Below are 26511 nucleotides of genomic sequence, written 5' to 3'. Positions count from 1 at the left end.
GTAGCATGTTGCAAATTTTGCGAATCGCTCGCAATAAGGATCTATCCGCCGGATGATTTACCTCGATTACCAAGCCACGACGCCGCTCGCTCCCGAGGCGCGCGAAGCGATGCTGCGCTGGCTCGAAGGGCCGGGCGAGGGCGATGGCTTTGCGAATCCCTCCAGCACGCACAAGGGCGGGCGCGCGGCGGCGGCGGCGGTGGAGGTCGCACGCGACCAAGTCGCGGCGCTGCTGCCCAAGGGCGGGCGAGTCTTCTTCACCTCGGGCGCGACCGAGGCATTGAACTGGGCCTTGTTCCGCGGCGCGGAGCTAATGCCGGGCGGGGTCGCGGGGCTCAGCATCGAGCATGCCGGATCGCTACAATGCCTGGAGCGATTGAATGCGACCATCCTGCCGGTCGATGGCGCGGGGCTGGCGTCGCCGCCCGACGACGCCTTGATCCCCGAAGGCGGCATCGTCGCGACGATGCTGGTGAACAACGAGGTCGGGACGATCCAGCCGGTCGCCGATTTCGCCGCGGCGGCGCATGCTAGGAACAGCCTGCTGCTCTGCGACGCGGTGCAGGGCTATGGCCGCGTCGCGATCCCCGATGGCGCCGACCTGATCGCGCTGTCGGCGCATAAGATTCACGGGCCCAAGGGGATCGGCGCGCTGTGGGTCAAGGACGGCGTCGACCTGCCGCCCTTCATGTTTGGCGGCGCGCAGGAACAGGGAATGCGCTCGGGCACGGTGTCCCCGGCTCTATGCGCCGGGTTCGGCGCGGCGGCAGCGCTCGCGGCCGATCGGTTCGACACGGACGCAAGCCATGTCGAGCGGCTCTGGTCGCTCGCACTGGATATGCTCCCCGAATGGACGATCAACGGCGATGCGGACCGCCGTTATCACGGCAATCTCAACGTTCGGCGCGAAGGGGTGAACGGCCTCCGCCTGATGTCCGACGCGCGCGAAATCGCCTTTTCGCTCGGCAGCGCGTGCGGCAGCGGGTCGGGCAAGGTCAGCCATGTCCTGCGCGCGATGGGGGTGAGCGAGGCCGACGCGCGCGCCTCGATCCGCCTCGGCTGGGGGCGCTACACCAGCGAGCAGAACCTGCGCGATGGTCTGTCCGCGATCAAGGATGCCGCACGGCTGCAGGGGGTGAACTGATGCGCGTCACCTTCATCCACGCCGACGGCAAGGGGCGCACCGAGGTCGACGCCGAACCGGGCTCGATCCTGCTCGACGTCGCGCAGGCGCATCTGATGCCGCTCGAAGGGACATGCGAGGGGCAGATGGCCTGCTCGACCTGCCATGTCATTGTTACCAAGGAAGATTTCGACCGCCTGCCGCCTGCGAGCGAGATGGAAGAGGATATGCTCGACCTGGCTGCCGGGGTGCGGCGAACGAGCCGGCTTTCGTGCCAGATCGTGCTGACCGAGGAACTTGACGGGCTCACCGTGCATATCCCTGGCGAAAGCCGCAATATGCAGGGGCCGCGCTGATTTGTTTCGTCACCCCGGACTTGATCCGGGGCCCGCCTTACCTTCTTCGAGGCAAGAAAGGCGGGTGCCGGGTCAAGCCCGGCATGACGAATAGCTGGCCTTGCATTTCGGCGCCGCCCCCGCCATATGCGCCGCGGGAGTCGGGCGGACGCAGTCTTCGCCAACCCGGTCAGGTCCGGAAGGAAGCAGCCGCAACGAATTCGCTGCGGGTCGTTCCGGCTCCCACCCATTTCCCTATCGAAATTAAACCGTTTGTCCTGAGGAGGGGCTGAGCTCGTCGAAGCCCCGTCTCGAAGGGCACGAACGTATCGACCCTTCGAGACGCCATTTCGACAAGCTCAATGGCTCCTCAGGGCAAACGGAATTCTAACGTTCCCCTTCGACAAGCGCCTCAGCCGACCCTAAGACGGGGGCATGAGCGATTCCGCCGACGACGATACCCCGATGCTGGGAATGGACCTGCCCGAGGCTGCGCCGCAGCCGTCGAGCGGCCCGTACCGCGTCCTCGCCCGCAAATATCGCCCGCAAACCTTTGCCGAACTGATCGGTCAGGATGCGATGGTGCGCACGCTCGGCAATGCGATCGCGCGCGACCGGCTGGCGCATGCCTTCCTGATGACCGGGGTGCGCGGGGTCGGCAAGACGTCGACCGCGCGCCTGATCGCCAAGGCGCTCAATTGCATCGGCCCCGACGGGCAGGGCGGGCCGACGATCGACCCATGCGGCGTGTGCGAACCGTGCCGCGCGATCACCGAGGGCCGCCATATCGACGTGATCGAGATGGACGCCGCGTCGAACACCGGCGTCGACGATGTGCGCGAGATTATCGAGGCGGTGCGCTACGCCGCGGTGTCGGCGCGCTACAAGATCTACATCATCGACGAAGTGCACATGTTGTCGCGTAACGCCTTCAATGCGCTGCTGAAAACGCTCGAAGAGCCGCCGCCGCACGTCAAATTCCTCTTCGCGACGACCGAGGTCAACAAGGTGCCGGTGACGGTGCTGTCGCGCTGCCAGCGCTTCGACCTTCGCCGCATCACCCCCGACATGCTCTTCGCGCATTTCAGTTCGATCCTTCAGAAGGAAGGCGTCGAGGCCGAGGCGCCCGCGATCTGGCTGATCGCCAACGCCGCCGAAGGATCGGTGCGCGACGGCCTGTCGATCCTCGATCAGGCGATCGCGCACGCCGATCTCGACGGCGGCGGAAAAATCAGCGCCGATCAGGTCCGCGTGATGCTCGGCCTCTCGGATCGCTCGTCGATCGCGCAGTTGATGGCGACGGTCCTCGAAGGCGATCCGGGCGCCGCGATCGACCTTGCCCGCGGGCAATATGCGCTGGGGATCGAACCCGTCGCGATGGTGCGCGGGCTGATGGACCTGACGCATGCGGTGACGCTGGCGAAAGTGTCGCGCCACGACGACCCCGCGCTGGCCGAGGCCGACCGCGAGCGCATCGGCGACTGGGCGAAAAAGCTCGGTTTCGCGCCGCTCAACCGGCTTTGGCAATTGCTACTGAAGGGCCATGACGAGGTGCTGCGCGCGAACAATCCGCTCGAGCATCTGGAAATGCTGCTGCTGCGCGTGATCTACGCAGCGTCGATGCCCGATCCCGGCGAGCTGGCAAAGCTGCTCGAGGCGGGCGGTGTTCCGACGCGGCCGCTGACGCCGCCCGCGCCGCCGCCGGGGCAGGAAAGCATGGCGGTCGAGTCGATTGCCGAGACGCCGGCAACGTCGCTCACCGTCGCCCAAATCCATCACCTACTCGAAAGCACAGGAAATCATCGCCTTGCGGTCGATGTTTACGATCATCTCAAGATTATCACGCTCGAACCCGGCGCTATCACCTATGCGCCTGTCCCCACGCTCGACGCCAATTTTGCCCGCAATCTGGGCGAGGCGCTGCTCGCCCAGACCGGCAGCCGCTGGCATGTGCAGCCCGGCGAGGGCGATGCGCGGCCCAGCCTCAAGGACGTGCGCGACGCCACGCTTGCCGACAATGACGCGCGAATTCGCGAATTGCCGGTGGTGAAGGCCGCCTTGGCGGCTTTTCCCGACGCGAAACTTGAACCTTCCGACGACAATCGCCATAAGTCGAACCCATGAAATCGATCGAAGAAATGATGAAGGCGGCGCAGGAAGCGGCCGCCACCGTGCAGGCGCAGATGCAGGAAGCGCAGGCGAAGCTCGACAGCGTCGAGGTCGAAGGCGTGTCGGGCGGCGGCTTGGTGCGAATTCGCGCGAGCGCGAAGGGCCGCATCAAGGAAATCTCCATCGACGACAGCCTGATCGTCCCTGCGGACAAGCAGATGCTCGAGGACCTGCTCGCCGCCGCGTTCAACGACGCGCGCGAAAAGGCCGATCAGGCGAGCAACGAGGAAATGGGCAAGATGACGAGCGGCCTGCCGCTCCCCCCGGGCTTCAAGCTGCCCTTTTGAGCGGTCGTTTCGATACTTCCGTTCGTCCTGAGGAGCCATTGAGCTTGTCGAAATGGCGTCTCGAAGGATCCGAGGTGCCGCGCCAAGTCCTTCGAGACGGGTCTTCGACGGGCTCAGCCCCTCCTCAGGACGAACGGCATGGTTTCGATTCGTTCAGCGCAGCGACATTGAATGCGTGCCAAGTTACGCCATATTAGCGATCAACACCCTATAAGAAGGGCGGTGCGTCGGGTCGCGACGCTCGTCCAGGAGCCGTAATGACGCAATCTTTTCCTCTTCTTCCGCTACGTGACATCGTCGTTTTCCCGCACATGATCGTGCCGCTCTTCGTCGGCCGCGACCGTTCGGTCGCCGCGCTCGAGACCGCGATGGAATCCGACAAGGAAATCTTCCTCGTCGCCCAGCTCGATCCGGGCGAAGACGATCCGCAGCGCGATGATCTGTACGATGTCGGCGTGATCGCGACCGTGCTCCAGCTCCTGAAGCTGCCCGACGGCACCGTCCGCGTGCTCGTCGAAGGCAAGGAGCGCGCGAAGCTGCTTGCGCTCACCACCGAAGACAAGACGGTGATGGCGAGCGTGAAGCCGATCGGCGACACGGTCGACGAGAGCGTCGATACCGCGGCACTGATGCGTTCGGTGGTCGACCAGTTCGAAAATTATGCCAAGCTCAACAAGAAGATGCCCGCCGAAACCGCGGTGCAGCTGTCGCAGATCGACGAAGCCTCGCGCTTGGCAGATTCGGTCGCCGGCAATCTCAACATCAAGGTCTCCGACAAGCAGGCGCTGCTCGTCGAGGATGCGCCGTCGAAGCGGCTCGAGATGGTCTTCGCCTTCATGGAAGGCGAACTTGGCGTGCTCCAGGTCGAAAAGAAGATCCGCGGCCGCGTGAAGCGCCAGATGGAAAAGAGCCAGCGCGAATATTATCTCAACGAACAATTGAAGGCGATCCAGCGCGAGCTCGGTAACGACAATGGCGAGGGCGGCGACGACCTGGCCGAGCTCCAGCTCAAGATCGACAGCCTCAAGATGTCGAAGGAAGCCAAGGCGAAGGCGCTGGGCGAGCTCAAGAAGCTGCGCGCGATGGCGCCGATGTCGGCCGAGGCGACCGTCGTTCGCAACTATCTCGACACGCTGATCGGCCTGCCGTGGGGCAAGAAGTCGAAGCTCAAGAAAGACATTGCGAAGGCGCAGGCCGTCCTCGACGACGATCATTATGCGCTCGAAAAGGTCAAGGACCGGATCGTCGAATATCTGGCGGTGCAGGCGCGCACCAACAAGCTGAAGGGTCCGATCCTCTGCCTCGTCGGCCCTCCGGGTGTCGGCAAGACCTCGCTCGGCCGCAGCATCGCCAAGGCGACGGGACGCGAATTCGTGCGCCAGTCGCTCGGCGGCGTGCGCGACGAAGCCGAAATCCGCGGCCACCGCCGCACTTACATTGGCTCGCTGCCGGGCAAGATCGTGACGAACCTCAAAAAGGCCGGCACGATGAACCCGCTGTTCCTGCTCGACGAGATCGACAAGCTCGGCCAGGATTTCCGCGGCGATCCGGCATCGGCGCTGCTCGAGGTGCTCGACCCCGAACAGAATGGCAAGTTCCAGGACCATTATCTGGAGGTCGACGTCGACCTGTCGGACGTGATGTTCGTCACGACCGCCAACTCGCTGAACCTGCCGCAGGCGCTGCTCGACCGCATGGAGATCATCCGGCTCGAAGGTTACACCGAGGATGAGAAGGTCGAGATCGCCAAACTCCACCTGATTGCCAAGCAGGTCGAGGCGCATGGCCTGAAGGCCGGCGAGTTTGAACTGACCGACGAAGGGCTACGCGACCTGATCCGCTATTATACGCGCGAAGCCGGTGTGCGTACGCTCGAACGCGAGATTGCGCGCCTCGCGCGCAAGGCGCTGCGCCGAATCCTCGAAGGGAAGGCGGAAAGCGTCACCGTCACCCCGGAAAATCTGAACGAATTCTCGGGTGTTCGCAAATTTCGTCACGGCATGGGCGATCTGGAGGACCAGATCGGCGCCGTGACGGGGCTTGCGTGGACCGAGGTCGGCGGCGAATTGCTGACGATCGAGGCGGTCACGGCGTCGGGCAAGGGCCAGGTGCGCACCACCGGCAAGCTTGGCGAAGTGATGACCGAGTCGGTGCAGGCCGCGCTGTCCTTCGTGAAAGCGCGCGCGCCGAGCTATGGCATCAAGCCCAGCCTGTTCGCGCGCAAGGACATCCACATCCATTTGCCCGAAGGCGCGGTGCCGAAGGATGGACCGTCGGCGGGCGTCGGCATGGTCACCGCGATGATTTCGACGCTCACCGGGATCGCGGTGCGCCGCGATGTCGCGATGACGGGCGAGGTCACGCTGCGCGGGCGGGTGCTCGGCATCGGCGGCCTCAAGGAAAAGCTGCTCGCGGCGCTCCGCGGCGGCATCACGACCGTGCTGATCCCCGAAGAAAATGAAAAGGATTTGGTCGAAATCCCGGCGAACATCACAAGCGGATTGAAGATCATCCCGGTCAGCCATGTCGACCAGGTCCTCGCCGAAGCGCTGGTGTCGCCGGTCGTGCCGATCGAGTGGACCGAAGCCGACGAACTCGCGGCTTCGCCTCCCGCGCCTGTGGGCGCGGACCCCGAAACGGCGATTCGGCACTGACTCGACGGCTTGTGCATCGGCGCAAGCCGTCTTTTCATCGCAAAATCGACGTTTAACAACGTTTCGCGCCCTTTTTTGCTTTGACAAGATGGGGCGAAACGGCGTTAGTGGCGCGCCATGGCAAAGACCATGAATCATTTAACCAACCAAAAGCAGGGGTTCCTTAGGCATGAACAAACAAGACCTGATCGCCGCCGTCGCTGACTCGAGCGGTCTCACCAAGGGCGACGCTAGCAAAGCTGTCGAGGCCGTTTTTGATGCGATCACGGGTTCGCTGAAGAAGGGGGGCGAAGTTCGCCTCGTCGGCTTCGGCACCTTCGCGGTCAGCAAGCGCAAGGCGTCGACCGGTCGCAACCCGCGCACCGGCGAAACGATGACCATCGCGGCGTCGAACCAGCCGAAGTTCAAGGCCGGCAAGGCCCTCAAGGACGCCGTCAACTGATTGGCGGACCCTTTGGGTGAAAACATTTCGGGCCGCGGCGCAAGCTGCGGCCTGATTTGCATCTACCCCCCGAAACCTGCTGGAGGGCTTTCGATGCAAATGCCCGTTGCAATCATCGCCGCAGCGGCTATGGACGTCCGGCTTTCGGACGCCGGACCATCGGTTCGCACCGGGACGGGCGCGTAGCTCAGTGGTAGAGCACACCCTTCACACGGGTGGGGTCGCAAGTTCAATCCTTGCCGCGCCCACCATGACCCAGGGGCAGGACCCGGAAACGAAACCGGGGCTGACTGAGCCATTCATCGCCTATTCAATGCCTTCGCATTAAAGAAATGGCCATGATCCGCACCTTGACCCTTTCCCTCATCTCCGCGCTGCTGCTTTCCGCCGGCATGCCTGCGGCTGCGCGCGGCAACCGTGACCAGGACAATCTGCGCGAAGCGGCGGCGCAGGGGCAGGTGATTCCGCTCAACAAGCTGATCGCCGACGTCCGCTCACGCTCGCCCTATAACGACATGACCTATCTCGGCGGACCGCAGTTCGATGCGGGCCGGATGATCTATGCGCTGAAATTCATGGACGGCAGCCAGGTGGTCGTTGTCTATGTCGACGCCCGCACCGGCCGGATCGTGGGACGCAAACCCTGACATTCCAAATCCTCCGACGTTTCATCGCAACGACATTTTGCGATGATCGTTCGGACTTGATACACAGTCCAAACATGCGGCCGGCTCCGTCCGGTACGCAAAGGAAAGGCGCCTGAATGCGGATCTTGATTGTCGAAGACGAGCCCACGCTGGGCCCGCAGCTGAAGGCGACGCTGGAGGGGGCGGGCTATGCCGTCGATCTCGCGACCGATGGCGAGGATGGCCATTTCCTGGGTGCGACCGAAGCCTATGACGCCGCGATCCTCGATCTCGGCCTGCCCGAGATCGACGGGCTCACGGTGCTCGACCGCTGGCGCCGCGAAAAGCGCAATTTCCCGGTGCTCGTCCTGACCGCGCGCGACAGCTGGTCGGACAAGGTGGCCGGGCTCGACGCCGGTGCCGACGATTATCTGGCCAAGCCGTTCCAGACCGAGGAATTGATCGCCCGCCTCCGCGCGCTGATCCGCCGCGCGTCGGGCAATGCGTCGAGCGAGCTGATCGCCGGCAAGGTGCGGCTCGACACGCGCTCGGGCCGCGTGACGCTGGCCGGCGAGCCGGTGAAGCTGACCGCGCAGGAGTATAAGCTGCTGTCGTACCTGCTCCACCACAAGGGCAAGGTCGTGTCGCGCACCGAACTGATCGAACATATCTACGATCAGGACTTCGACCGCGATTCGAACACGATCGAAGTGTTCGTGACGCGCATCCGCAAGAAACTGGGCGCTGATATTATCACGACGATCCGCGGGCTCGGCTACCAGCTCGACGATCCGCAGGGATAAGCATGGCCGAAGCCGACGTCGCCCCGGCGGTCGAAACAGACCCGGACGCGGCGGACAAGTCGGCGGCGCTGCCCAGCCGCATCACCGGCTCGCTCGCGCGGCGCATGATTGCGATCGCGGCGCTGTGGATTTCGGTGCTGCTGATCGGCGGCGGCTTCGCGCTCGACCGGGTGCTGACGAGCGCGATTACGCGCAACTTCGATTCGAGCCTCGAATATGTGCTGATTGCGATGATCCGCTCGTCGGAAATCGGCCCCGACGGCGAGGTGCGGCTCGTCGAGCCGCTCGGCGACCAGCGTTTCCTCGAACCGTACAGCGGCCTTTACTGGCAGATCAGCGGCGGCGAACAGGAACCCTATCGCTCGCGTTCGTTGTGGGAACGCTCGCTGAGGGCGCCGACGCCGCACATCGACAACCAGATCCACACCTATGACAGCACCCAGTTTCCCGACGAGGAACTGCGCGTACTCGAACGCAACGTCATCCTGCCGGGCAGCAAGACCAGCTGGCGCTACCAGATCGCCCAGTCGCGCGAGGCGCTCGACGCGCAGGTCGGCGCGGTGCGCGCAACGCTGATCCCCAGCCTGGGGCTGCTCGGCCTTGGCCTCATCATCCTTGCCGCGCTCCAGACCTTTTACGGCCTCTGGCCGCTGCGTCATATCCGCCGCGCGATCGCCGCGATGCGCGGCGGCCAGCACCGCCGCGTCGATGCGCCGCTGCCGCTCGAGGTCCAGCCGATGGTCGACGAGCTCAACGCGCTGCTCGCGCATAATGAAAAACAGGCCGAGGAAGCACGGCTCCACGCCGGCAATCTCGCGCATGCGCTCAAGACGCCGCTGACCGTGCTCGTCAACAGCGCGACGAGTTCGAATTCGGAGCTGGCCGACACCGTGCGCCGCGAGGCGGCGACGATGCAGCGGCAGGTCGAACATCATCTCGCGCGCGCGCGCGCCGTCGGGCGGCGCGGCGCGGCGCAGGCGCGCGCGACCGTGTGGAACAGTGTCGAAAGCGTGTCGCGCGCGGTCGCCGCGCTCTATCCGAACGCACGGCTCGATGCCGCGGGCGACAAGAAACTCGTTGTGCGGGTCGAGCGGCAGGATCTCGACGAGCTGGTCGGCAATCTGCTCGAAAACGCGGCGAAATATGGCGGCGGCAGCGTCTTCGTCACGGTCCAGCGCGAGGGCGGGATGGCGGAAATCCTGGTCGAGGATGACGGCGCGGGCATCTCGCCGGCCGACCGCGTGCGCATCTTCGACCGCGGGGTGCGGCTCGACAGCGGCAAGCCCGGCACCGGCCTCGGCCTCGCGATCGTGCGCGACGTCGCCGAAATCTACGGCGGCAGCATCGCGCTCGAGGAGAGCGAGGACCTGGGCGGGCTGATGGTGCGGCTCAGGTTGCCGGCGGGGTAGGGTGTTGATGTCGGCTTAGGGATGGCGAGCGGCCGTTCCCTAACCTTCGTCATTCCCGCTTTCGCGGGAATGACGAATTGATGAGACGCGGAATGGCATATTCCGGTCGTTTGAGACTCAGGCCGCGGTAACCTCCAGCCCGCGCTGCACCCCCGGACGGGCAAGTCCAGCGTCAAGCCAGCGCTGTACATGCGTGAAGCGGTCGAAGCCGACGATCTCGCGCGCCTCGTAAAACCCGATCAAATTGCGAACCCAGCCGAGCAGCGAAATATCGGCAATGCTATAATCGGCGCCCATCACCCATTCGCGGTTCGCCAGCCGTTCGTCGAGCACGCCGAGCAGCCGCGCCGATTCGGCGGCGTACCGGTCGCGCGGGCGCTTGTCCTCATAGTCGCGACCCGCGAATTTGTGGAAGAAACCCAGCTGGCCGAACATCGGGCCGACGCCGCCCATCTGCCACATCACCCACTGGATGGTTTCGTAACGCGTGTTGGGTTCCGTCGAGATGAACTGGCCGGTCTTGTCGGCGAGATAGAGCAGGATCGCGCCCGATTCGAACAAAGCGAGCGGTTTCCCACTCGGGCCGTTCGGGTCATAAATCGCCGGAATCTTGCCATTGGGGTTGAGCGCGAGGAACGCCGGGTCGTGGCTCTCGTTCGCCATGATGTCGACGCGGTGCGCTTCATAGGGCAGGCCGCATTCCTCGAGCATGATGCCCGCCTTCACGCCGTTGGGCGTCGGCGCGGAAAAGAGCTGCAACCGGTCGGGATGCTTCGCGGGCCAGCGGGCGAAGATCGGATGCGCGGCGCTCATGCCCCGGCCTCGCGCACCTGCTGGTGGTGGCGGATGACTTCCTCGATGATGAAGCGGAGGAATTTTTCGCTGAATTCGGGGTCGAGATCGGCATCGCGCGCGAGACTGCGCAACCGCTCGATCTGCCGCTCCTCACGGGTCGGGTCGGCGGGGGGCAGGCCATCGCGCGCCTTGAGTTCGCCCACCGCCTTGGTCACCTTGAACCGTTCGGCGAGCATATAGACGAGCGCCGCGTCGATATTGTCGATGCTTTGGCGGTAACGGCTCAGTTGGTCGTCCATGCGCGGCTCCTCTTGTTCGCGGAACGCTTGGCACCGCCAAGGGGGCGGAGGCAAGCCGAAAGTCGTTGCAAAATCGTGACTGCGGCGCCAAGGCTCGCCGCGTCATGACTGCCGAAATCCACCATCTGCACGGGCAGACGCCGCCCTCGCTCGACCCGATGATGGCGCTCGTCGCCGCCGACATGAACGAGGTGAATTCGGTCATTCTCGACCGCATGCAGTCCGAAGTCCCGCTGATCCCCGAACTCGCCGGCCACCTCATCGCCGGTGGGGGCAAGCGGATGCGCCCGATGCTGACGCTCGCGTGCGGAAAGCTGCTCGACTATCCGGGCCGCCGCCATTGCAAGCTCGCCGCAGCGGTCGAATTCATTCACACCGCGACCTTGCTCCACGACGATGTCGTCGACGGATCGGACCTGCGCCGCGGCCGCAAGACCGCGAACCTGATCTGGGGCAACAGCGCCTCGGTCCTCGTCGGCGACTTCCTGTTCAGCCGCGCGTTCGAGGTGATGGTCGAGGATGGGTCGCTCAAGGTCCTGAAGATCCTCTCTCGCGCCTCGGCGGTGATCGCCGAGGGCGAGGTCAACCAACTGTCGGCGCAGCGCCGGATCGAGACGAGCGAGGACCAGTATCTCGCGATCATCAACGCCAAGACCGCCGAACTGTTCGCCGCCGCGTGCAAGATCGCCGCGGTCGTCGCCGAACGCGACGACGCGACCGAAGCCGCGCTCGACGCCTACGGCCGCAACCTCGGGATCGCGTTCCAGCTCGTCGACGATGCGATCGATTATGTTTCGGACGCCGAAACGATGGGCAAGGGCGTCGGCGACGACTTTCGCGACGGCAAGGTCACGCTGCCCGTCATCCTCGCCTATGCGCGCGGGACCGCGGAGGAACGCGAATTCTGGAAGCTCGCGATCACCGGCCACAAGACGTCGGACGAAGATCTCGCTTTTGCGACCAGCCTGCTCCGCAAGCATGGCACGATCGAAGACACGCTGGCGCGCGCGCGCCACTACGGCCAGCGCGCGGTCGATGCGATCGGCGGCTTCCGCGCGAGCCAGGCCAAGTCGGCGCTGACCGAGGCGGTCGCCTTCGCCGTTGCGCGCGCTTATTAATCTATCGAACATTCCCGCGAAGGCGGGAGCTCCATTTTTTCCTTCTTTGTGCCTTCGTGCCTTTGTGTGAAAAATCAAAAATCTCACACAAAGGCACGAAGGCACAAAGAAGCGTTTCTGGGGGAATAGAAGATGGCGATGATGGGCCCCGCGGCGGACAGTCCCGACGCCTATATCGCCGCGCTGTCGGGCTGGCGGCGCGACCGCGCCGAGATCATGCGCGCGGCGATCATGCGCGCCGCACCTTTCGACGAAACGATCAAATGGACGAACCTCGTCTTTATGGCGAACGGTCCGTGCATCTTGATCCGTGCTGAAGAGCATCGCGTCCTGCTCGGCTTCTGGCGCGGCAAAAGGCTGCGCGACGTCGACCCGCGCATCAAGGCGAGCGGCAAATATGAGCTCGGCAACCTGGTGATGACCGAGGAAACCGAGGTCACGGCCGATCAGGTCACCCGCCTTGCCGCCGAAGCGTTCCGGCTCAACACCGAACTGGGCAATCCCGCGGCGCGGACCTGATGCAGCCGCTGCCGATCGACATCGTCCTGCCCGACATCATGGCGGCGCTGGTATTGAAACCCAACGCCGTCGTCGTCGCGCCGCCGGGTGCGGGCAAGACGACGCGCGTCGCGCCCGCGATGCTCGATCAGCCGTGGTGCAAGGGCGCGGTGTGGCTGCTGTCGCCGCGGCGGCTCGCGGCGCGCGCGGCGGCCGAACGCATCGCCGAGGAAATGGGCGAGGGGGTCGGCGGCAAGGTCGGCTATGCGACACGGCTCGACAGCAAACAGTCGGCGACGACGCGGCTGCTGGTGATGACCCCCGGCCTGTTCCGCAACCGCATCCTTTCCGATCCCGAACTTTCGGGCGTGTCGGCGGTGCTGTTCGACGAGGTCCACGAACGCAGCCTCGACGGCGACTTCGCGCTCGCGCTCGCGATCGATGCCCAGCAGGGGCTGCGCGACGACCTCCGCCTTGTCGCGATGTCGGCGACGCTCGACGGCGCGCGCTTCGGGGCGCTGCTTGGCAATGCGCCGGTGGTGAAGAGCGAGGGCAAGATCTGGCCGCTCGACCTGCGCCATGTCGGCCGCCGCGCCGAGGACCGGCTCGAGGCATCGATGCTCGCCGCGGTGCGGCAGGCGCTGACCGACGAGGCCGAGGGCGACATGCTCGCTTTCCTGCCGGGGGCGGCCGACATCGAGCGCGCGGCGACGGCGGTCGAGGAGGCGCGCCTGCCGCTCGTCGTTCACCGCCTGCACGGCCAGATCGACCCGGCGCTGCAACGCAAGGCGCTCGTTCGCGATGCGGCGGGCGGGCGCAAGCTGATCCTCGCGACAAGCATCGCCGAAACCAGCCTGACCATTGAGGGCGTGCGGATCGTGATCGACGCCGGACTGTCGCGGCGCCCGCGTTTCGACAAGGCGGCGGGCATCGCACGCCTCGTCACCGAGCGCGCGAGCCAGGCGTCGGCAACGCAGCGCGCAGGGCGCGCGGCGCGGCAGGGGCCAGGGGTCGCCTACCGCCTGTGGGAAGTCGCGGCAACCGCGGGCATGCCGCCGTTCGATCCGCCCGAAATCCATGAGAATGACCTGATGCCCGTCGTCCTTGATTGCGCGAGTTGGGGCATCGTCGATCCGCGCCAATTGGGCTGGCTCGATCCGCCGTCGCCCGCCGCAATTGCAGAAGCGAAAACGCGGTTGCAGGCAATCGGCGCGCTCGCCGATGATGGCCGCATCACCGCGCATGGCAAGGCGCTCGCGGCGATCCCCTTGCCGGTTCCGCTCGCGCATATGCTGCTCGACGCGGCGCGCGCGGGCGAAGCCGAAATGGCGGGGCGGCTCGCGGTGCTGCTGACCGAGCCGGGGCTGGGCGGGCGCGGCGTCGATGTCGAGGCGCGGCTCGGGCGCTGGCGCGGGCAACGCAATGATCGCAGCGAAGGCGCATGGCGTCTCGCGCGGCGGCTCGCGGCGATCGGCGAAAAGCTCGCGGCGGGGACCGACGATGTCGCGCCGCGTTCGATCGGCGGCTGGATCGCCACCGCCTGGCCCGACCGCGTCGCGCGCCAGCGCGCCGGGCAACGCGGCGAATATCTGAGCGTCGGCGGTCGCGCCTACCGCATCGACGCGGTCGATCCGCTTGGCGGTTGCGCATGGCTCGCGATCGCCGATGCGCAGGGTCATGCGGCGGGGGTGCGCATCCTGGCGGCCGCGCCGATCGAACAGGCCGAGATCGAGGAAATCTTCGGCGACCGGATCGTGGCGCATTCGGCGAGCAGTTATGACACCGCGAGCGACCGCGTCGACCATCGCCGCGAACGGCGGCTCGGCGCGATCGCGCTGGCCAGCGGGAAGGCGGCGCGCAGCGAAAGCGCCGAGGATGATGTCGCGGTGCGGATGGCGGCGGTGCGCGACAAGGGGCTCGGCTTGATCGGTTGGGGACCGGCGTCGCAGGCGCTGCGCCAGCGGGCGTCGTTCGCCGGTATCGATGCGCTGTCGACCGGGGCGCTCGCCGACGGCGTCGATCTTTGGCTCGAGCCGCTGCTTTCGGGCTGCCGCGGCCTCCGCGACATCGGCGACCGCAAGCTCGCCGACGCGCTGATGGCGATGCTCGACTGGCCGGCGCGCCAATTGCTCGAAAAACATGCCCCCGCCGACTATGCTACCCCGGTTGGTAGCCGGCATCCGATCGATTATGGCGCCGACGGTGGGCCGACGGTGAGCGTGCGGGTGCAGGAACTGTTCGGGCTCGCCCGGCATCCGACGATCGGCGACCCGCCGGTGCCGCTGGTGCTCGCGCTGACCTCGCCCGCGCACCGCCCGATCCAGACGACGCGCGATCTTGTTTCCTTCTGGGGCGGCAGCTGGCACGATGTGGCGCGCGAGATGCGCGGGCGCTATCCCAAGCATAGCTGGCCCGACGATCCGGCGAACGCGCCCCCGACGCTGATGACCAAAGCGGCGCAGGCGCGGCGCGATGCGCAATAGCCCTCTTTCCGCACGCGCGCCGAGGCGCTAAGGCGGCGGCACAGGCCCCAGAACAGGACGACCCAGATGAAAGCGCGGATTTTCCAGAAGCCCAAGAATGCGATGCAGTCGGGGCGTGCCGGGACGCAGCGCTGGATGCTGGAATTTGCCCCCGCCGAAGCGCGCAAGGCCGATCCGCTGATGGGCTGGGCGGGTAGCGGCGATACGCAGCGGCAACTGCGGTTGGGCTTTGCGAGCCAGGAAGAGGCTGTGGCTTATGCGGCGCGCAACGGCATCGAGGCCGAGGTCGTCGCGACCCCCGAACGCAAGCTGAAGATCCAGGCCTACGCCGACAATTTTCGGTAGTGGCGTCGCCCCCGCGAAGGCGGGGGCCGCTGGAGAGATTGCGTAAGGCCGATTGCGGCCCCCGCCTTCGCGGGGGCGACGAGTATTTCCTGACCGATAATTACTCCGCCTCCGGCTGCAACAGCTTGTGCAGATGGACGACGACATATTTCATTTCGGCATCGTCGACGGTGCGCTGGGCGGCGCTGCGCCACGCTTTTTCGGCCGACTTATAATCGGGATAGAGGCCGACGACGTCGAGATTGTGGAGGTCGGTGAAGTCGAGGCCCTGCGGATCGCTGACGCGTCCGCCGAACACGAGATGCAATTTGCTCATGGGCTGCTTTCCTTGCGGGCTGGCGCTAGTCGGGGAGAAGGCGCGCCCCTAACAGCGCGGCGCCGTTACGGCAAGCCGGTCAATCGTCCTTGCGGCCCCCCGAACCGGACTTCGGCAGCAGCGAACCCAGCAGCGCGCCGAGCGCCACCGCACCCGCGACCAGCGCCAGCGGCTGCTTCTCGGCGACATCCTTGAGCTTGCTGTTCGCGCGCTTTGCCTGCGCCTTGCCCTTTTCAAGCGCCTCGCCAGCGGCTTCGCGCGCGACGCCGGCCTGCTCGCTGGCCTTGGCCGCGAAATCCTCGGTCGCGGCGCGGGCGCGGCCGTAACCATCCTGGATCCGAGCCTTTGCCGCCTCGGCGGTCAGGCGCGCGTTTTCGGCGGTTTTCTCCGCAAGTTCACTCGCTTTTGCACGCGTTTCGCGGGCGGTTTCACCGAACGGCTTCATCATCTTCCTCCAATGGTTCGATTTCATCTTCGTCCGTCACGTCTTCGTCAGCGGGGCGAAAATGATCGGCGACATTCGCCGCCAGGTCCTGAATCTTGCGCCCCAGCCTGGGGGCATGTTCCCTGATCGGTTCGCGGAAGAGCCACGCGATCCCCGCAACCGCCGCGAGCGCGATCGGCAGGCGGTTGTCCTTGAACTGCGCGCGCGCGGCTTGGGCCGTATCGTCGACCACGGCGCCGACGCGATATTTGCCGCGATCGAGCAGCGATTTCGGTTTGAGCGCTTCGCCGGCGATACCGAGCTTGCGCTGCAATTCGGCGCGCTGGATCATCGCGCGGCGCGCGGCGTTGATCAGGCGAGTGCGCGACGGGCGCATCAATCCTCTCCTCGGGCGAGCAGGTCGTCGCGAAAGGCTGCCTTGACGTCGCCATAGTTGAGGCGTGCGCGCCACCCGGCGAAGGCCGCGATCATCAGCAATACGGCAAACACGATGAGCGTCGCGAGCAGCGGTCCGACGTGCTGCGCCAGCACCAATATCGCCCCGAATGCCAGCGCGAGCAGCGCCACGACCAATGCGGCGGCGGCGATGAATCCCCAGGCAGAGGTCCAGCCGACGCCGTGATAGGCAAGCGCGCCGCGCGCCTTGAGCAACGTCAGTTCGGCCTCCGCCGCCGCCGTCACATTGTCGACGACATCGCCGACAATCTTTTCGAGCGGGACGGGCGGCGGCGTGCTGGCCTTGCCGTCCGGCGCATAGCCATGGCTCACGCGGTCGAGCGCAGCGCGATCGGCCAACGCGTCGGACGGGGCAGGGGTGTCAGCTTTTGCGGATGGCATCGGGGATGACAGCGGATCAGCCGTTGTTCGAACCCTTGAGCATCCGGGCGAGCACGAAGCCGATCACCGCCGCAGCGCCAACCGCAACCGCCGGATTCTTCTTCACCATAGCCTTGGTCGACGCGGCGAGTTCGTCGAGGTCCTTTTTGTCGAGCGTCGTGGCGAGGCCGGCGACGGTCGTCGCGGCCGAGCGCGCATAGTCGCCGTACTGCTTGCCGAATTTGGTGTCGACGGCCCCGGCGCTGTCCTCGAGCATCTTGGCGAGGCTGCCGACGGCTTCGGCGGCCTTGTCCTTGCCCTTGGTCGCGGCATCGCGCGCCTTGGTGGACGCCTGGCTGGCGAGGGTCGATGCCTCTTCTTTCAGCGAGGCGGCCTTCTTCGACGCTTCGGATTTGATCGTGTCGCGCGTGGCGGCGAGCTGGTCGCGGATCGGGTGATCCTTCGCGGCCTTCGCGGTCGCGGGCTTGCGCGCGGGCGCAGCCTTGGTCGCGGCGGCCTTGGCGGGCGCCTTGGGACGGGGAGCGGCGACTTTCTTGGTCGCGGGAGTAGCGGCTTTGGCCATCGGTTCGTCCTCTTCTCTTATGTCGGGCGCCTGCGGCATCCCTTTTTGGTCCTGCCAATATATAGCAAGGCGCGCCGAATGGTTCCATAGCCGTGCAAAATTCCTATGCAACGGTTGCACTAGCGGCAGGGCGCCGATAACAGGCGGGCGCCTTTCCCTACCGCCCTGCCGACAGGGCTTCAGCAGGACATATTCCATGACCGCCATCATCGACATCCACGGCCGCGAAATCCTCGACAGCCGCGGCAACCCCACCGTCGAAGTCGATGTGTTGCTCGAAGACGGCAGCTTCGGCCGCGCCGCGGTGCCCTCGGGCGCGTCGACCGGCGCGCACGAGGCGGTCGAACTGCGCGACGGCGACAAGGCGCGCTATCTCGGCAAGGGCGTGACGAAAGCCGTGGCAGCGGTGAACGGCGAGATCGCCGACGCGCTGATCGGTCTCGATGCCGAAGACCAGCGTGAACTCGACATGGCGATGATCGATCTCGACGGCACGGCGAACAAGAGCCGCCTCGGCGCGAACGCGATCCTCGGCGTCAGCCTCGCGGCCGCCAAGGCCGCGGCCGACGCGCGCGGCCTGCCGCTCTATCGTTATGTCGGCGGCGTTTCGGCGCGCACTTTGCCGGTGCCGATGATGAATATCATCAACGGCGGCGAACATGCCGACAACCCGATCGACGTGCAGGAATTCATGATCATGCCCGTCGGCGCCGGCAGCATCGCCGAAGCGGTGCGCTGGGGCAGCGAGATTTTCCACACGCTGAAGAAGGGCCTGTCGGCCAAGGGTCTCGCGACCGCGGTCGGCGACGAGGGCGGCTTCGCCCCGAACCTCGCCTCGACGCGCGCCGCGCTCGACTTCATCGCCGCGTCGGTCGACCAGGCGGGCTTCAAGCTCGGCACCGACGTCGTGCTCGCGCTCGATTGCGCCGCGACCGAATTCTTCAAGAACGGCAAGTACGAGATCAGCGGCGAAGGGCTGTCGCTCAGCCCCGAACAGATGGCCGAATATCTCGCCGCGCTGGTGAAGGATTACCCGATTCTGTCGATCGAGGACGGGATGAGCGAAGATGATTTTACGGGCTGGAAAGCGCTCACGGATCTGGTCGGCGACAAATGCCAGCTCGTCGGCGACGATCTGTTCGTGACCAACCCGCTGCGGCTTGAGCAGGGGATCAAGGACGGCCTCGCCAACTCGCTGCTCGTCAAGGTCAACCAGATCGGCACGCTGTCCGAAACCCTCGACGCGGTCGATATGGCGCACCGCGCGCGCTACACCGCGGTGATGTCGCACCGCTCGGGCGAGACCGAGGATTCGACGATCGCCGACCTCGCGGTCGCGACGAACTGCGGCCAGATCAAGACCGGCAGCCTCGCGCGCTCGGACCGGCTCGCGAAGTACAACCAGCTGATCCGTATCGAGGAAGAGCTGGGCGACATGGCGCGTTATCCGGGCGCGGCGATTTTCGGGTGACCTGATCGTCGCCCCCGCGAAGGCGGGGGCCGCTGCCGATTTACGCAGCGATGAAGGGCAAGGCCGACAACGGCCCCCGCCTTCGCGGGGGCGACGGCAGGGTGTAGAGGCGGCTGGAAAAACAACCCAGACGCCTTGACGCCGCGAATCAACTCTGATTCAAGGGCCCGGATGACGCAGCGCCACAAATTCCGCAAATCGATGAACCGGGCTGCCGGCCCCGCGATCGCGGTGATCGTCGTGCTGGCGATGATCGGCTATATCATCTTCGGCCCGACCGGGCTTTACGCGTGGGGCGATTATGGCCAGTCGGTCGAGAAGCAGCGCGTCGTGCTGAGCGAGCTGACCAAGAAGCAGAACGAGTTGCAGAACCGCGTCAACCTGCTCGACCGTCGCCGCGTCGATCCCGATCTGGCCGAGGAATATGTGCGCGAGAAGCTCGGCGCCTATCACCCCGATGAGGTGATCATTCCGATGGACAAGGCCGCGAAGCCCTAAGCTCGCGAGCTGATCGACAATCTCTTTACTTCGTCATTCCCGCGAAAGCGGGAACCTAGGGCGGTTTTACGCCGACATCTGTCTGTAAATCACAAGCTGTGAAGCTGGGTTCCTGCTTTCGCGGGAATGACGAGGATGGGGCGTGGGCGGGGCTTTGGCTGCATACGTAAGTTGGCGTAGCCCGCGCCCATGGTGGGCGTTGCCAAGTGCGTCGCCGCTCTCCTATAGGGGCCTTGCCGTAACGGCTAAAATGCAAAGGAACCCGTCTTGGCCAAAGCACCCGCGCGCAGCCCTGCCGCGCCGAAAAAGACTGCATCCACCCCGGCCGCCGCGAGCAACCGCGAGCAACCGCGCGATCCCGTTTCGTACGACGCGACGCCCGAAGAGCTGGAAAAATTCTATCGCGAGATGCTGCTGATCCGCCGCTTCGAGGAGAAGGCGGGACAGCTTTACGGCCTCGGCCTGATCGGCGGTTTCTGTCACCTCTATATCGGCCAGGAAGCCGTCGCGGTTGGCCTGCAGAGCGCGCTCGACGGCGACAAGGACAGCGTCATCACCGGTTACCGCGACCATGGCCACATGCTCGCTTACGGCATCGATCCCAAGGTCATCATGGCCGAGCTGACCGGCCGCGCCGCGGGGATCTCGCGCGGCAAGGGCGGCTCGATGCACATGTTCAGCGTCGAGCATAAATTCTATGGCGGCCACGGCATCGTCGGCGCGCAGGTGTCGCTCGGCACCGGGCTCGCCTTCGCGCACAAATATCGCGGCGATGGCGGGGTTGCGATGGCCTATTTCGGCGACGGCGCGTCGAACCAGGGCCAAGTGTACGAAAGCTTCAACATGGCCGAGCTGTGGAAGCTGCCGATCATCTTCGTGATCGAGAACAACCAGTACGCGATGGGCACATCGGTCAATCGCTCGTCGGCCGAGGACCAGCTCTATCGCCGCGGCGAAAGCTTCCGCATTCCGGGCATGCAGGTCGACGGCATGGACGTGCTCGCGGTGCGCGGCGCCGCCGAAGCCGCGCTCGAATGGGTGCGCGCGGGCAAGGGCCCGGTGTTGATGGAGCTCAAGACCTATCGCTATCGCGGCCACTCGATGTCCGACCCCGCCAAATATCGCAGCCGCGAGGAAGTGCAGGCGGTGCGCGACAAGTCCGACGCGATCGAGCATCTGAAGAAGGTGATGGAGGAAGCGGGGATCGCCGAGGACAAGTTCAAGGAAATCGACAAGGAGATCCGTGCCATCGTGGCCGAGTCCGCGGACTTTGCGGAAAGCGCGCCCGAACCCGAACTTCACGAACTTTATACCGACGTGCTGGTGGAGCAATATTGAGATGGCCATCGAATTGAAGATGCCGGCGCTGTCGCCGACGATGGAAGAAGGCACGCTCGCCAAGTGGCTCGTCAAGGAAGGCGACACGGTGAAGTCGGGCGACATTCTTGCCGAGATCGAAACCGACAAGGCGACGATGGAGTTCGAAGCAATCGACGAAGGCACGATCGGCCAGATTCTGGTCGCCGAGGGCACCGACAATGTGAAAGTCGGCACCGTGATCGCGACGATCACGGGTGAGGGCGAGGAAGCGGCACCAAGTCCTGCTCCCACATCCGTCCGTGCTGAGCCGGTCGAAGCACCGTCCTCCTCTTCTGCGACGGAGCAAGAAAAGAGCGGCCCTTCGACAAGCTCAGGGCAAACGGAAGAGAAGGCTGAGAAGCCCGCCGCTGCCGAGCGCGCGTCCGACCCCGCAATCCCCGAAGGCACCGCGATGGTCCGCCTGACCGTGCGCGAAGCGCTGCGCGATGCGATGGCCGAGGAAATGCGTGCCGACGACCGCGTCTTCGTGATGGGCGAGGAAGTCGCCGAATATCAGGGCGCGTACAAGGTGACGCAGGGCCTGCTCGACGAGTTCGGCGCGCAGCGCGTGGTCGACACGCCGATCACCGAATATGGCTTTGCCGGGCTCGGCACCGGGGCCGCGATGGGCGGCCTCCGTCCGATCATCGAGTTCATGACCTTCAACTTCGCGATGCAGGCGATCGACCACATCATCAACTCGGCGGCGAAGACCAACTATATGTCGGGCGGCCAGATGCGCTGTCCGATCGTCTTCCGCGGTCCGAACGGTGCCGCGGCGCGCGTCGGCGCGCAGCACAGCCAGAATTATGCACCCTGGTACGCCAGCGTCCCCGGCCTGATCGTGATCGCGCCCTATGACGCCGCCGATGCCAAGGGGCTGCTGAAGGCTGCGATCCGCACCGAAGACCCGGTTGTTTTCCTTGAAAATGAACTGCTTTACGGCCGTAGTTTCGATGTTCCCGAGGTCGATGATTTTGTCCTGCCGATCGGCAAGGCGCGGATCATGCGCGCTGGCAGCGACGTTACCATCGTCAGCTATTCGATCGGCGTCGGGCTCGCGCTCGAGGCCGCCGACCAGCTGGCGGGTGAGGGTATCGACGCCGAGGTCATCGACCTGCGCACGCTGCGCCCGCTCGACACTGCGACCGTGCTCGCCAGCCTCAAGAAGACCAACCATCTCGTCATCGTCGAAGAAGGCTGGCCGACCTGTTCGATCGCCAGCGAACTCGCGATGGTCGCGATGGAGCATGGCTTCGACGATCTCGATGCGCCGGTGATGCGCGTGTGCAACGAGGATGTGCCGCTGCCCTATGCGCACAACCTCGAAAAGATGGCACTGATTGACACGCCGCGCGTGGTTGCAGCGGTGAAGGCAGTCCGCAATCGCGCCTGATCTCTTTTACCTCGTCATTGCGAGGAGCGAAGCGACGCGGCAATCCAGGGGCTGGGTGAGGCCGCTCTGGATTGCTTCGCTTTGCTCGCAATGACGATGGTGGGGTGCTAGCGCTTCCTGCGCATGACGACCGACGACGCCCTCGTAACCAGCTTCTACCCCGATATGCGCGATCCGCGCGTGATGGTCGCCGTGCCGCGCGCGCGGCGCGCGGCCATGGCGGGGCTCTGGGCGCTGGCGGCGCGGTTGACCAAGCTGCTGGTCGATGCGCGCGAACCGCTGATCGGCCAGATCAAGCTTGCGTGGTGGCGCGACATGGCGGCGATGCTCGCGACCGATCCCGCCGGGCTGCCCAAGGGCGAACCTTTGCTGGCTGAGTTGAGCGCGACCTGGGCGGAGCAGGGCGGGCTCGACGGGCTGATCGATGCGGCCGAAGCGATGCTGCTCGCCGAATCCGGGCAGGATCGGCGCACTGCTGCCGAAAGCTTTGGCACGCGGCTCTTTGCCTTGTCGGGGGGCGATGCGGCTGGCGGGCGGCGCTGGGGCCTGCTCTGGGGCGCCGGCGTCCAGGAGCGCGAGGCGGAGGCGCGCCGGCTGCTCGCCGACGCGCGCGCCTGCGAACCCGCGCCGGGCAGGCTTTTTGCCGGAAACCGCGCACTCTTGATGCTCGATCGCTGGGCCGCCGCGATTGCGCGAAACGACGGCGAACGGCGCTGGCGTAGCGAGGGATGGCTGCTGTTCCGGCTCGGCCTGTTCGGCCGCTGACGATAAAAACGCGCCGGGGGTGGAAATACCGCGCCCGAACATCTATCTTGTCCGGTACAAAATAGGGTCGCAGGGGACATTGCATGTTCAACGGGCTGGTCGCCTATCTCGATTCGATCAAGGCGCGCGATCCCGCGCCGCGGTCGCGTTGGGAAATCCTTCTCTATCCGGGTATCGTCGCGGTCGGCATGCACCGCATCGCGCATTGGCTGTTCGAGGCGCGATTGTTCTTCCTCGCGCGCTTCGTCAATCACCTGTCGCGTTGGTTTACGGCGATCGACATCCATCCGGGCGCCAGGATCGGCCGCCACCTGTTCATCGATCATGGCTTTACCGTCATCGGCGAAACCGCCGAGATCGGCGATAATGTCACCATCTATCAATGCGTGACGCTGGGTGGGACCGATCCCGCTAACGGCATTGGCGGCAAGCGCCATCCGACGCTCGCGGATGACGTGATTGTGGGATCCGGCGCGCAGATATTGGGACCCGTCACCGTCAACGCGCGCGCGCGCGTCGGCGCGAATGCCGTGGTGACCAAGGACGTGCCCGAGGGCGCGGTGATGGTCGGCATCCCGGCGCGCTCGACCTTGCTCGATGCCAGCGAATATGCGCGCGAGTTCGTGCCCTATGGCACGCCGTGCAGCGAGAATTTCGACCCCGCGACGCAGCGGGTCGAATTGCTGCAGTGCCAGCTCGATCTGCTGCAGAAGCAGCTGCGCGAACTGCTCGATGAGCGCGATGCCGCCGCGGAGGATGACGCCCCGCGCCGCAAAGGGAGCCGGAACAGCGCCTGATGGGGACGGTGACACCTCTGCCGTTCGCGACCAGGACGGTCCCGCAGCAGACCGGTTTCGAGCGCCCCGAATTGATGCGCATCCTCGATCTTTACGGCCGCATGGTCGCAGCGGGTCACTGGCGCGATTATGCGATGGATTTCCACCGCGACGCTGCGATCTTCTCGGCCTTTCGCCGCGCCGCCGAGCGCCCCGAATATCGCATAGAAAAACGCCCCGCCTTGCGGAGCCGGCAGGGCATGTGGGCCCTTGTCTCCGAAGCCGGGGCGGTCTTGAAGCGCGGGGACGAGCTTTCCAATGTGCTCGCCCCCGTCGAACGCAAGCTTATGAAGCTGGTATCGGACTGATTGTCCGCGTCGTTGCGGGCAACTGGTTCGCCAGATTGTCGGGCAGGAAGCCAACGACCACCGCCCGCGCATTCTGCCAGAAGGCCGAAAGCAGCAGCAGCGCCGAACCGATCACGAACGCCGTCAGCGCGACGTTAAGCTCGACCGCGCCGAACTCGCGGAATAGCTGCGTCATCGCGAACAGCACATAGGCGAGCGCCGAGACGAGCAAAGCGCGGCGGTCGATCGCGAGCGCGATCAGCCCGAACAGCACATAGATGCCGACGACCATCACCGCGGCGGCGCTGCCGATATTGTCGCCCTGCGTGACGCCGAGCAGATGGAAGATCGGGTGCGCGATCATCGGCGCGGCGAGCAGGTGGAGCCAGAAGGCGACATCGCTACGCCGCGTCTGGCGCACCCGGTCGCTGCGATCCCACCACATCGCGAGCGCGAAGACGCCGAGCCCGGCCACAAGCACCAGTGCCATGACGAGATCGGGCGAGGTCGAAACGCCGATGATGGCGAGTACCAGCGCGACCGCGGTGGCGGCGAGGGCGGCGGTGCCGGCGGCAACGGTGATCGGCACCATGAAACGCTTCCAGTGGAGCCATGTCGCCGCGGCGGTGATCAGCGCCATCGACCCGATCAGGATCGCACCGACCGTTTCGCCAGGGTCTTCGCCGAAGATCGTCTCGCCATGTTCGACGAGGAAGCCGACCATCGTCGCAAAGACGCCGCCCGAAAAGGCGAGGACAAGGACGATGCTGGGCAACGCCATGCGGCGTTGGCGGGTAAAATATTCGGCGAGGAACCACGCCGAGGCGGCAACGAAGGCGCCGCCGAGCGCGGGGTGGATCGACGCGCCGATCCATCCGACCGCCATGAGCAGGATCACCGCGGCAATACTGACGAAAATATCGTTGAAGCCGGTGATGAGGCGGAATGATTCCTCGTCCGCCCCGGGGGCGGCACGGACCGACGCGATGTGCGACCGGAACGCCGTGGCGGCTTCCGGTGTCAAAACCTTCGCATCGACCGCAGCTTGCAGGTCGCTTTCACTATACATCGGGGTCGTCCTTCTGTCCGATCCCCTTGCCCCGCCACCTACTTCGCATAGGCGTGTTGCTGTGTCAATACAGTGTAGCACTTTAACGAAAGGCGCCTTGCTATGGCGCCTGTCTTCGTCATGCCGGGCTTGACCCGGCACCCGCCTTTTCTTTCAAAGCAGGCAGGCCCCGGATCAAGTCCGGGGTGACGATAGAGTAAAGGCGATGTTGCTCAGCCCAGTGCCATCAATGCCTTCATGACATTCATCGACTGTTCGCTGCCCGACTGCGGGACGATTTCGCCGTTGCGGTCGATGATCTTCTCCCACGCCGCGGCGACGCCCTCGGGGGTGCGCTCGCCTTCGGGCAGCGCGACACCGGGAGTCATGGTGACAAAAGCGGCGTGATAGGCGCCCGCGCCCGCGCCGACGATCATGTTGGTCGGGGCATCCTCGCTGACGAGGTAGAGCGCGGCGGGGACGACGTTTTCGGGCGTGAACTTTTCGAACAGTTCGGCGGGGAAGATGTCCTCGGTCATGCGCGTGCCGGCGACCGGCGCGATCGTGTTGCAGCGGATGTTGTACTTCGCGCCTTCGAGGTGGAGCGTCTTGGTCAGGCCCGCGAGGCCGAGCTTCGCCGCGCCATAATTGGCCTGGCCGAAATTGCCGTAGAGCCCGGTCGACGACGCGGTCATCAGGATGCGGCCATAGGCCTGTTCGCGCATCAGGTCCCAGCACGCCTTGGTGACATTGGCGCTGCCGCTGACATGGACTTTGAGCACCAGGTCGAAATCCTGGGGCTCCATCTTGGCGAAGCTCTTGTCGCGCAGGATGCCGGCATTGTTGATCAGGACGTGGACGCCGCCCCATTCTTCCTTCGCCCTGGCCACCATTTCGACCATCTGGTCGTATTCGGTGACGCTGCCGCCGTTCGACATAGCGGTGCCGCCCGCGGTGCGGATTTCCTCGACGACTTGCAGCGCGGCGTCCGAATGGCCCGTTCCATCGCGCGATCCGCCGAGGTCGTTGACCACCACCTTTGCGCCGCGGCGGGCCAGTTCGAGCGCATAAGCGCGGCCAAGACCGCCGCCGGCGCCGGTAACAATTGCAACACGCCCGTCAAACTTGATCGTCATGATGGTCTCCTGAACAGGGCATCCCATGAAAGGTTGCCCGAAAAAACTGGAACGTCCTTAGCCGTTCGGGCTTTGCTGGCAAGGGGTGAGCTAAATGCCCGGCGCAACAAAAATGTCATGATAATGACGCGTATCTGTCATCTATGCGTCATATCAGCGCCACCAGATT

General features: G+C 65.3%; 29 protein-coding genes, 1 tRNA gene and 1 other RNA gene. 22 read left to right on the top strand and 9 right to left on the bottom strand.

Going from position 1 to position 26511, the window contains the following annotated elements; genetic code table 11:
• Nucleotides 1-52: 52 nt before the first annotated feature.
• The 11 genes from V6M50_RS06830 to V6M50_RS06780 all read left to right on the top strand — a co-directional run bounded on the left by V6M50_RS06830 (nucleotide 53) and on the right by V6M50_RS06780 (nucleotide 9848).
• A complete protein-coding gene (locus V6M50_RS06830) occupies nucleotides 53-1144 on the top strand; it encodes a cysteine desulfurase family protein (RefSeq protein ID WP_332817803.1) in 1092 nt (363 codons plus the stop codon).
• Nucleotides 1141-1479, top strand: coding sequence for a 2Fe-2S iron-sulfur cluster-binding protein (locus V6M50_RS06825; protein WP_332817834.1), 339 nt, complete (start codon nucleotides 1141-1143; stop codon nucleotides 1477-1479). The genes V6M50_RS06830 and V6M50_RS06825 overlap by 4 nt, the downstream gene beginning before the upstream one ends.
• Before the next feature lie 132 nt (nucleotides 1480-1611).
• Nucleotides 1612-1709, top strand: an RNA gene (ffs, locus tag V6M50_RS06820) — signal recognition particle sRNA small type.
• Nucleotides 1710-1893: 184 nt separating this feature from the next.
• Nucleotides 1894-3582, top strand: a complete 1689-nt coding sequence (locus tag V6M50_RS06815; RefSeq protein ID WP_332817802.1) for a DNA polymerase III subunit gamma/tau — start codon at nucleotides 1894-1896, stop codon at nucleotides 3580-3582.
• Nucleotides 3579-3914, top strand: a complete 336-nt coding sequence (locus V6M50_RS06810) for a YbaB/EbfC family nucleoid-associated protein (protein WP_332817801.1) — start codon at nucleotides 3579-3581, stop codon at nucleotides 3912-3914. Before V6M50_RS06815 ends, V6M50_RS06810 begins: the two co-directional genes overlap by 4 nt.
• 257 nt (nucleotides 3915-4171) lie before the next feature.
• Nucleotides 4172-6568: an endopeptidase La gene (gene lon / locus V6M50_RS06805; RefSeq protein WP_332817800.1), complete on the top strand. Its 2397-nt coding sequence runs from the start codon at nucleotides 4172-4174 to the stop codon at nucleotides 6566-6568.
• Nucleotides 6569-6737: 169 nt separating this feature from the next.
• Nucleotides 6738-7010 carry an HU family DNA-binding protein gene (locus V6M50_RS06800; RefSeq protein WP_037510426.1) on the top strand — a complete coding sequence of 91 codons (273 nt, stop codon included), beginning with the start codon at nucleotides 6738-6740 and terminating at the stop codon, nucleotides 7008-7010.
• 176 nt (nucleotides 7011-7186) lie between these two features.
• A tRNA-Val gene (locus tag V6M50_RS06795) sits at nucleotides 7187-7261 on the top strand.
• An 87-nt stretch (nucleotides 7262-7348) separates the two neighbouring features.
• Complete coding sequence (locus V6M50_RS06790) at nucleotides 7349-7657, top strand: hypothetical protein (RefSeq protein WP_332817799.1); 309 nt, start codon at nucleotides 7349-7351, stop codon at nucleotides 7655-7657.
• A gap of 116 nt (nucleotides 7658-7773) precedes the next feature.
• A complete protein-coding gene (locus V6M50_RS06785; RefSeq protein ID WP_332817798.1) occupies nucleotides 7774-8439 on the top strand; it encodes a response regulator transcription factor in 666 nt (221 codons plus the stop codon).
• Nucleotides 8440-8543: 104 nt separating this feature from the next.
• Nucleotides 8544-9848 carry a sensor histidine kinase gene (locus tag V6M50_RS06780; protein WP_332817833.1) on the top strand — a complete coding sequence of 435 codons (1305 nt, stop codon included), beginning with the start codon at nucleotides 8544-8546 and terminating at the stop codon, nucleotides 9846-9848.
• 117 nt (nucleotides 9849-9965) lie between these two features.
• Here the strand turns inward: V6M50_RS06780 and V6M50_RS06775 are convergent, their stop codons facing one another.
• Both V6M50_RS06775 and V6M50_RS06770 read right to left on the bottom strand, forming a co-directional pair.
• Nucleotides 9966-10661: a glutathione S-transferase N-terminal domain-containing protein gene (locus V6M50_RS06775; protein ID WP_332817797.1), complete on the bottom strand. Its 696-nt coding sequence runs from the start codon at nucleotides 10659-10661 to the stop codon at nucleotides 9966-9968.
• Entirely contained in the window at nucleotides 10658-10942 is a 285-nt protein-coding gene (locus tag V6M50_RS06770) for a chorismate mutase (RefSeq protein ID WP_443030491.1), read from the bottom strand. Before V6M50_RS06770 ends, V6M50_RS06775 begins: the two co-directional genes overlap by 4 nt.
• Nucleotides 10943-11046: 104 nt before the next feature.
• On the opposite strand from V6M50_RS06770, the gene V6M50_RS06765 reads away from it, so the two are divergent.
• From V6M50_RS06765 to V6M50_RS06750, 4 genes are all read left to right on the top strand, one after another.
• Nucleotides 11047-12060, top strand: a complete 1014-nt coding sequence (locus tag V6M50_RS06765) for a polyprenyl synthetase family protein (RefSeq protein ID WP_332817795.1) — start codon at nucleotides 11047-11049, stop codon at nucleotides 12058-12060.
• Nucleotides 12061-12192: 132 nt separating this feature from the next.
• Nucleotides 12193-12579 carry a DUF1801 domain-containing protein gene (locus tag V6M50_RS06760; protein ID WP_332817794.1) on the top strand — a complete coding sequence of 129 codons (387 nt, stop codon included), beginning with the start codon at nucleotides 12193-12195 and terminating at the stop codon, nucleotides 12577-12579.
• The gene (hrpB, locus tag V6M50_RS06755; RefSeq protein ID WP_332817793.1) at nucleotides 12579-15041 is read left to right on the top strand and encodes an ATP-dependent helicase HrpB; all 2463 of its coding nucleotides are present in this window, start codon (nucleotides 12579-12581) and stop codon (nucleotides 15039-15041) included. Before V6M50_RS06760 ends, hrpB begins: the two co-directional genes overlap by 1 nt.
• A gap of 66 nt (nucleotides 15042-15107) precedes the next feature.
• Nucleotides 15108-15386 (top strand): ETC complex I subunit, encoded by a 279-nt coding sequence (locus V6M50_RS06750; protein ID WP_332817792.1) that lies wholly within the window; start codon nucleotides 15108-15110, stop codon nucleotides 15384-15386.
• Between the two features lie 100 nt (nucleotides 15387-15486).
• Here V6M50_RS06750 and V6M50_RS06745 read toward each other — a convergent pair whose 3' ends face one another.
• The 5 genes from V6M50_RS06745 to V6M50_RS06725 all read right to left on the bottom strand — a co-directional run bounded on the left by V6M50_RS06745 (nucleotide 15487) and on the right by V6M50_RS06725 (nucleotide 17546).
• On the bottom strand, nucleotides 15487-15702 hold the full coding sequence (locus tag V6M50_RS06745) for a DUF4170 domain-containing protein (RefSeq protein WP_332817791.1): 216 nt from the start codon (nucleotides 15700-15702) through the stop codon (nucleotides 15487-15489).
• 79 nt (nucleotides 15703-15781) lie between these two features.
• Nucleotides 15782-16150 carry a hypothetical protein gene (locus V6M50_RS06740; RefSeq protein ID WP_332817790.1) on the bottom strand — a complete coding sequence of 123 codons (369 nt, stop codon included), beginning with the start codon at nucleotides 16148-16150 and terminating at the stop codon, nucleotides 15782-15784.
• Nucleotides 16131-16523: a hypothetical protein gene (locus V6M50_RS06735; protein ID WP_332817789.1), complete on the bottom strand. Its 393-nt coding sequence runs from the start codon at nucleotides 16521-16523 to the stop codon at nucleotides 16131-16133. Before V6M50_RS06735 ends, V6M50_RS06740 begins: the two co-directional genes overlap by 20 nt.
• A complete protein-coding gene (locus V6M50_RS06730; RefSeq protein ID WP_332817788.1) occupies nucleotides 16523-16942 on the bottom strand; it encodes a phage holin family protein in 420 nt (139 codons plus the stop codon). The genes V6M50_RS06735 and V6M50_RS06730 overlap by 1 nt, the downstream gene beginning before the upstream one ends.
• Before the next feature lie 58 nt (nucleotides 16943-17000).
• Nucleotides 17001-17546: a hypothetical protein gene (locus V6M50_RS06725; RefSeq protein WP_332817787.1), complete on the bottom strand. Its 546-nt coding sequence runs from the start codon at nucleotides 17544-17546 to the stop codon at nucleotides 17001-17003.
• Between the two features lie 196 nt (nucleotides 17547-17742).
• Here V6M50_RS06725 and eno point away from each other — a divergent pair, with 196 nt between their 5' ends.
• The 7 genes from eno to V6M50_RS06690 all read left to right on the top strand — a co-directional run bounded on the left by eno (nucleotide 17743) and on the right by V6M50_RS06690 (nucleotide 24179).
• Nucleotides 17743-19017 carry a phosphopyruvate hydratase gene (gene eno / locus V6M50_RS06720; protein ID WP_332817786.1) on the top strand — a complete coding sequence of 425 codons (1275 nt, stop codon included), beginning with the start codon at nucleotides 17743-17745 and terminating at the stop codon, nucleotides 19015-19017.
• A 171-nt stretch (nucleotides 19018-19188) separates the two neighbouring features.
• Complete coding sequence (locus V6M50_RS06715) at nucleotides 19189-19515, top strand: FtsB family cell division protein (protein ID WP_332817785.1); 327 nt, start codon at nucleotides 19189-19191, stop codon at nucleotides 19513-19515.
• Nucleotides 19516-19782: 267 nt separating this feature from the next.
• Nucleotides 19783-20853 (top strand): pyruvate dehydrogenase (acetyl-transferring) E1 component subunit alpha, encoded by a 1071-nt coding sequence (gene pdhA / locus V6M50_RS06710; RefSeq protein WP_332817784.1) that lies wholly within the window; start codon nucleotides 19783-19785, stop codon nucleotides 20851-20853.
• Between the two features lies 1 nt (nucleotide 20854).
• Nucleotides 20855-22270: a pyruvate dehydrogenase complex E1 component subunit beta gene (locus V6M50_RS06705; protein WP_332817783.1), complete on the top strand. Its 1416-nt coding sequence runs from the start codon at nucleotides 20855-20857 to the stop codon at nucleotides 22268-22270.
• A 123-nt stretch (nucleotides 22271-22393) separates the two neighbouring features.
• Nucleotides 22394-23035, top strand: a complete 642-nt coding sequence (locus V6M50_RS06700; protein ID WP_332817782.1) for a hypothetical protein — start codon at nucleotides 22394-22396, stop codon at nucleotides 23033-23035.
• 83 nt (nucleotides 23036-23118) lie between these two features.
• Nucleotides 23119-23832 carry a serine O-acetyltransferase EpsC gene (gene epsC, locus V6M50_RS06695; protein WP_332817781.1) on the top strand — a complete coding sequence of 238 codons (714 nt, stop codon included), beginning with the start codon at nucleotides 23119-23121 and terminating at the stop codon, nucleotides 23830-23832.
• Nucleotides 23832-24179, top strand: coding sequence for a DUF2794 domain-containing protein (locus V6M50_RS06690; protein WP_332817780.1), 348 nt, complete (start codon nucleotides 23832-23834; stop codon nucleotides 24177-24179). Before epsC ends, V6M50_RS06690 begins: the two co-directional genes overlap by 1 nt.
• Here the strand turns inward: V6M50_RS06690 and V6M50_RS06685 are convergent.
• Together V6M50_RS06685 and V6M50_RS06680 are read right to left on the bottom strand one after the other, a co-directional pair.
• A complete protein-coding gene (locus V6M50_RS06685; RefSeq protein WP_332817779.1) occupies nucleotides 24157-25227 on the bottom strand; it encodes a hypothetical protein in 1071 nt (356 codons plus the stop codon). The genes V6M50_RS06690 and V6M50_RS06685 overlap by 23 nt on opposite strands.
• A 212-nt stretch (nucleotides 25228-25439) precedes the next feature.
• The gene (locus tag V6M50_RS06680; RefSeq protein WP_332817778.1) at nucleotides 25440-26342 is read right to left on the bottom strand and encodes an SDR family oxidoreductase; all 903 of its coding nucleotides are present in this window, start codon (nucleotides 26340-26342) and stop codon (nucleotides 25440-25442) included.
• Nucleotides 26343-26511 lie beyond the last annotated feature (169 nt).

This window comes from Sphingopyxis sp. (assembly GCF_036675685.1).
GTDB lineage: Bacteria > Pseudomonadota > Alphaproteobacteria > Sphingomonadales > Sphingomonadaceae > Sphingopyxis.
The sequence above is the reverse complement of the archived record's forward strand: the minus strand, read 5'-3'. Positions and strand labels throughout refer to the sequence as shown.

Bases quoted from the DNA above. Each gene is read 5' to 3' on its own strand.
- lon (WP_332817800.1), top strand. From the start codon at position 4,172: ATGACGCAATCTTTTCCTCTTCTTCCGCTACGTGACATCGTCGTTTTC.
- V6M50_RS06830 (WP_332817803.1), top strand. From the start codon at position 53: ATGATTTACCTCGATTACCAAGCCACGACGCCGCTCGCTCCCGAGGCG.
- V6M50_RS06780 (WP_332817833.1), top strand. From the start codon at position 8,544: ATGATTGCGATCGCGGCGCTGTGGATTTCGGTGCTGCTGATCGGCGGC.
- V6M50_RS06745 (WP_332817791.1), bottom strand. From the start codon at position 15,702: ATGAGCAAATTGCATCTCGTGTTCGGCGGACGCGTCAGCGATCCGCAG.
- hrpB (WP_332817793.1), top strand. From the start codon at position 12,579: ATGCAGCCGCTGCCGATCGACATCGTCCTGCCCGACATCATGGCGGCG.
- V6M50_RS06725 (WP_332817787.1), bottom strand. From the start codon at position 17,546: ATGGCCAAAGCCGCTACTCCCGCGACCAAGAAAGTCGCCGCTCCCCGT.
- V6M50_RS06810 (WP_332817801.1), top strand. From the start codon at position 3,579: ATGAAATCGATCGAAGAAATGATGAAGGCGGCGCAGGAAGCGGCCGCC.
- V6M50_RS06765 (WP_332817795.1), top strand. From the start codon at position 11,047: ATGACTGCCGAAATCCACCATCTGCACGGGCAGACGCCGCCCTCGCTC.
- V6M50_RS06685 (WP_332817779.1), bottom strand. From the start codon at position 25,227: ATGTATAGTGAAAGCGACCTGCAAGCTGCGGTCGATGCGAAGGTTTTG.
- V6M50_RS06785 (WP_332817798.1), top strand. From the start codon at position 7,774: ATGCGGATCTTGATTGTCGAAGACGAGCCCACGCTGGGCCCGCAGCTG.
- V6M50_RS06680 (WP_332817778.1), bottom strand. From the start codon at position 26,342: ATGACGATCAAGTTTGACGGGCGTGTTGCAATTGTTACCGGCGCCGGC.
- V6M50_RS06740 (WP_332817790.1), bottom strand. From the start codon at position 16,150: ATGATGAAGCCGTTCGGTGAAACCGCCCGCGAAACGCGTGCAAAAGCG.
- V6M50_RS06760 (WP_332817794.1), top strand. From the start codon at position 12,193: ATGGCGATGATGGGCCCCGCGGCGGACAGTCCCGACGCCTATATCGCC.
- V6M50_RS06735 (WP_332817789.1), bottom strand. From the start codon at position 16,523: ATGCGCCCGTCGCGCACTCGCCTGATCAACGCCGCGCGCCGCGCGATG.
- V6M50_RS06800 (WP_037510426.1), top strand. From the start codon at position 6,738: ATGAACAAACAAGACCTGATCGCCGCCGTCGCTGACTCGAGCGGTCTC.
- V6M50_RS06770 (WP_443030491.1), bottom strand. From the start codon at position 10,942: ATGGACGACCAACTGAGCCGTTACCGCCAAAGCATCGACAATATCGAC.
- eno (WP_332817786.1), top strand. From the start codon at position 17,743: ATGACCGCCATCATCGACATCCACGGCCGCGAAATCCTCGACAGCCGC.
- V6M50_RS06815 (WP_332817802.1), top strand. From the start codon at position 1,894: ATGAGCGATTCCGCCGACGACGATACCCCGATGCTGGGAATGGACCTG.
- V6M50_RS06790 (WP_332817799.1), top strand. From the start codon at position 7,349: ATGATCCGCACCTTGACCCTTTCCCTCATCTCCGCGCTGCTGCTTTCC.
- V6M50_RS06700 (WP_332817782.1), top strand. From the start codon at position 22,394: ATGACGACCGACGACGCCCTCGTAACCAGCTTCTACCCCGATATGCGC.
- V6M50_RS06690 (WP_332817780.1), top strand. From the start codon at position 23,832: ATGGGGACGGTGACACCTCTGCCGTTCGCGACCAGGACGGTCCCGCAG.
- epsC (WP_332817781.1), top strand. From the start codon at position 23,119: ATGTTCAACGGGCTGGTCGCCTATCTCGATTCGATCAAGGCGCGCGAT.
- V6M50_RS06705 (WP_332817783.1), top strand. From the start codon at position 20,855: ATGGCCATCGAATTGAAGATGCCGGCGCTGTCGCCGACGATGGAAGAA.
- V6M50_RS06715 (WP_332817785.1), top strand. From the start codon at position 19,189: ATGACGCAGCGCCACAAATTCCGCAAATCGATGAACCGGGCTGCCGGC.
- V6M50_RS06775 (WP_332817797.1), bottom strand. From the start codon at position 10,661: ATGAGCGCCGCGCATCCGATCTTCGCCCGCTGGCCCGCGAAGCATCCC.
- V6M50_RS06750 (WP_332817792.1), top strand. From the start codon at position 15,108: ATGAAAGCGCGGATTTTCCAGAAGCCCAAGAATGCGATGCAGTCGGGG.